The following is a 3,988-nucleotide window of genomic DNA, read 5'->3' as shown; positions in this document are numbered from 1 at the left end:
GGAGTTCGAGCGGGTGCCGTTCGGCCATCCCCTGTGGATCCTCTACTCCAGCGGCACCACCGGGCTGCCCAAGCCGATCGTCCACGGCCACGGCGGCGTGGTCCTGGAGCACCTGAAGTCCCTCTCCTTCCACCAGGACCTCGGCGAGGGGGATGTGTTCTTCTGGTACACCACCACGGGCTGGATGATGTGGAACTACCTCATCGGCGCCCTGCTGGTGGGTGCCGTCCCGGTGCTCTACGACGGCTCGGCCACCCATCCCTCCCCGGCCACCCTGTGGCGGATCGCCGCCTCCGAGGGGGTGACGTACTTCGGGGTGGGCGCGCCGTACATCATGGCCTCGCTGAAGTCGGGGCTGCACCTCGAGGGGCTGGAGCGGCTGCGCGGCGTCGGCTCCACCGGGTCGCCGCTGCCGCCCGAGGGCTTCGCCTGGGTGACCGAGGAGCTGCCGGGCGTGCCGATCGGCTCGTTCTCCGGCGGCACGGACGTGTGCACGGGCTTCGTGGGCGCGACCGTGCTGCACCCCATCCGCGCGGGCGTCATCCCGTGCCGATCGCTGGGCGCCGCCGTGGAGGCGTACGACCCCGAGGGCCGGCCGGTCGCCGGCGAGGTGGGGGAGCTGGTGCTCACCCAGCCGATGCCCTCGATGCCGGTCATGTTCTGGAACGACCCGGACGGCGAGCGCTACCGCGACAGCTACTTCGACGTCTACCCGGGCGTCTGGCGCCACGGCGACTGGATCAAGATCGACGAGGACGGGAGCTGCGTCATCTACGGCCGTTCCGACTCGACCCTCAACCGGGGCGGCGTCCGGATGGGCACCAGCGAGTTCTACCGGGTGGTCGAGCGGTTCGAGGAGATCGCCGACAGCCTGGTCATCGACACGGGCGTGCTCGGCCAGGAGGGACGGCTGCTCCTGTACGTGACGCTCGCCGAGGGCGCCGAGATGACCGACGAGCTGACCCGGGCCCTGTGCGCCGCGCTGCGTGACGAGCTGTCGCCCCGGCACGTGCCCAACGAGATCCGGGCGGTACCGGGGATCCCGCGCACGCTGTCGGGCAAGAAGCTGGAGGTGCCGGTCCGCAAGATCCTGCTCGGCACCCCCGTCGAGCAGGCCGCCAACCCCGACGCCATGGCCAACCCGGAGGTCCTGGAGCACTTCCGGCCCTCAGACCCCCTGCGGGAGCCGGAACAGGCGTGACGGGTCGTAGGCGGCCTTGACCTGGGCCAGGCGGGCGGCGTTCGGCCCGTAGTAGGCGGCGCGCCAGTCCTTCAGGTCCGGGTCGATGTAGTTGACGTACGCGTGGTCGCCGAGGTGCGGGGCCATCGCGGTGTGGATCCGGCGCAGCCAGGAACGGTCGGCGCCCTCCTGGTAGTACTGCACGCTGTAGAGCGCCGCCCGGTGCGGGAAGGCGGTCGCGTCCGGCCGCACCCGCGCCACGGCGCCGCCCATGGCGTCGATCAGCACCGAGTGCGGGCCCGGCCGGTTCACCTCGGCCACCATCGCGCGCACCCCCTCGGGGGTGAGCGGCCGGTAGGCGAGGTGCGACTTGGCGGCGAAGCTCGCCCGGCCCAGCCGGCCGTGCGGCGAAGGGTGGCACTGGTCCACGGTCAGCGTGGAGCAGCCGCCCATCACCTTCATCGCCTGGAGGTACGACGTCCGGTAGACGTTGCGGGACGTCGGCCGGCCGATCCGGGCCACGACGGGCGCGAGCAACCGGTCCAGCTCGGCCCTGGAGCCCTGGTGGACCCCGGTGATCCGCACCTCCGGCCCGCCCGGGTCGCGGGTGAGGTGCAGCGTGGACCACAGGTCGTCGGGCGCGCCGGGCGCCCACCCCTGCCAGGCCGTCAGCGCGGCGCCCGCCTTGGCCCACGGCCAGCGCAGGAAGAAGACGTTGAGGTCGCGCGTGGCGTGGGTGCGGAACGTGAACGACACGGCCACGCCGAAGTTGCCGCCGCCGCCTCCCCGGCACGCCCAGAACAGGTCCGGGTGACGCCGCTCGTCGCAGTCCAGGATCCGCCCGTCGGCCGTCACGATCCGTACCGACTCCAGCGTGTCGCAGGTCAGCCCGTACTTCCTGGACAGCACGCCGATGCCGCCGCCCAGCGCGAGGCCGCCCACCCCGACCGTGGGGCAGGTGCCCGCGGGGATGCCCACCCCGTGCCGGGCCAGCGTGGAGAACACGTCGATCAGCTTGGCCCCCGCCCCGACCGTCGCCCGGCCCTCCGCGTAGCGGACCTTGTTCATCCGGGAGACGTCCACCACCAGGCCGGTTCCGGTCGACCAGCCCGCGTAGGAGTGGCCGCCCGAGCGGGCGGTGACCGGCAGCCCCCGCGCGCGGACGAACGCCAGGCTCGCCGCCACGTCCGCGGCGCTCTCGCAGTAGGCGACGCCGCGCGGCCTGATCCGGTCGAAGACCGGGTTGAACAGGCGGCGGGCCGTGCCGTAGGCGGAGTCGCCGGGCAGCACCAGCGTGCCCGTCAGACCGCGCCGCAGCTTCGCCCAGTCGGGCGCCTGCGCCCGCGCGGGCCGGTCGAAGGCCGGGGTCAACGCCGGGGCGAGCGCCGGCGCCAGCGCGGCGGCGCGAAGGAAGTGGCGGCGGTCCATGGTCAGCTCCCCGTAATCATCGTCAGCACATCCGGTGAGATGCCGCCGTGGATGGACGGGTTCATCACGATCTGGTGTCCCCTCGCGGGGCGGCCCCATCCCGGCGGGTGCCGCACGCACCACGGACGGCGAACCAAGGGCGTCGGGCGAGGAGGAACCCCGGGCCCGCCGGAGCCCCTCCCGGCGGGCCCGAGGCGGTCAGCCCGTGCGCGCCATCGACGACTCGGCCAGGCGCAACGCCAGCGCGGGACACATGTCCACCGCCCGGCGCGCCTCCTTCGCCATCCAGCCCGGCACGGTCTTGAAGGACGGGAACCCGTACTCGTCCAGCGCCACGAACTCCGGCAGCAGGTGGGCGCACAGCCCGTGCCCCTCGCAGCGGGTCCAGTCCACGTCCAGCCGGTACTCCGGCTCGACCTCCTGCTCCGGCAGCGGCAGCACGCCGAGCACCGGCCGGCCGCACGAGCCGAACTCCAGGTGCAGCGCGATGTCGCTCTCGAACGCGTCCAGCGCCGACAGCACGAACTTGGCCGTGCCGTCCGGGTGGAAGCACGCGCCGCGCCGCTCGACGGCCCGCACGGACCGGCGCACGGCGTCGGTCGAGCCGGTGCCGTCCGCGAGCGCGAGGAGCTGGCGGGCCACGTCCGGCAGGCCCAGCCGGCACGGGCCGCACTGACCGGCCGACTGCGCGGCGAGGTACGCGGCCACCCGGGCCGCCTCGCCCAGCGGGCAGGTCGCCTCGCCCAGCGGCACGATGATGCCCGCTCCGAGGTCGGCGCCGGCCTGCTTCATGCCCTCGCGGGAGATCACCGCCGACACGGCCGCCTGGGGCGTGAGGAAGGCGCCGTGGTAGCCGCCCATCAGCACGCCCTCGCCCGGCTCGGCGTCGCACAGGTCCAGCACGTCGGCCAGCAGCGTGCCCGTCTGCGCCTCGATGACCGCGTTGGTCGCGGCGCCGCCGCTGACCGTGAGCAGCACGGTCCCGGGCTCCTTGCTGGTGCCCACCTCGGCGTACTTCTCGGGGCCCAGCTCGGCGAGGATGGCGAGCTGGGCGAAGGTCTCGGTGTTGGACAGCAGCGTGGGCAGGCCGTCCACGCCGCTGTTCGCGGCGCGCTTCTTACGGCCCGGCGGGATGCCCTCCAGGCCGTTCACGGCGCGGACGAGCGCGCCGCCCTCACCGGAGATGAACCGCTCCTCCAGCCCGACCACGCGGATCGGGATGTGGCTCTCGCTCGCGCCCGCGACCTTGGCGGCGCGCCGCTCGGCCACGGCGGCGGCGATGGAGGACTCGGCCACCTCGCCGCGGGCGGTGGCGACGACCACCTCGCGGGCGTTCAGCGCCTCGGCGGCCAGCACGGCGCCGTCGAGGACGAGGTGGGG

Annotated in this window: 3 protein-coding genes; 1 reads left to right on the top strand and 2 read right to left on the bottom strand. The window is 74.0% G+C overall.

What is annotated here, in order from left to right; genetic code table 11:
• A partial coding sequence (locus tag AB0H81_RS44085) for an acetoacetate--CoA ligase (protein ID WP_358388288.1) occupies positions 1-1,201 on the top strand: 1,201 nt, incomplete at its 5' end.
• On the opposite strand, the gene AB0H81_RS44080 is transcribed toward AB0H81_RS44085, so the two are convergent.
• Positions 1,169-2,608, bottom strand: a complete 1,440-nt coding sequence (locus AB0H81_RS44080; protein WP_358388285.1) for an FAD-binding oxidoreductase — start codon at positions 2,606-2,608, stop codon at positions 1,169-1,171. The two genes, AB0H81_RS44085 and AB0H81_RS44080, sit on opposite strands and share 33 nt — an antisense overlap.
• Before the next feature lie 198 nt (positions 2,609-2,806).
• The coding region (locus AB0H81_RS44075) for an NADH-ubiquinone oxidoreductase-F iron-sulfur binding region domain-containing protein (protein ID WP_358388282.1) at positions 2,807-3,988 on the bottom strand (1,182 nt) is incomplete at its 5' end.

It is taken from the genome of Nonomuraea sp. NPDC050691 (assembly GCF_040654455.1).
Lineage (GTDB): Bacteria > Actinomycetota > Actinomycetes > Streptosporangiales > Streptosporangiaceae > Nonomuraea.
Note: the sequence above shows the minus strand (reverse complement) of the source record. Positions and strands in the feature narration are given on the sequence as shown.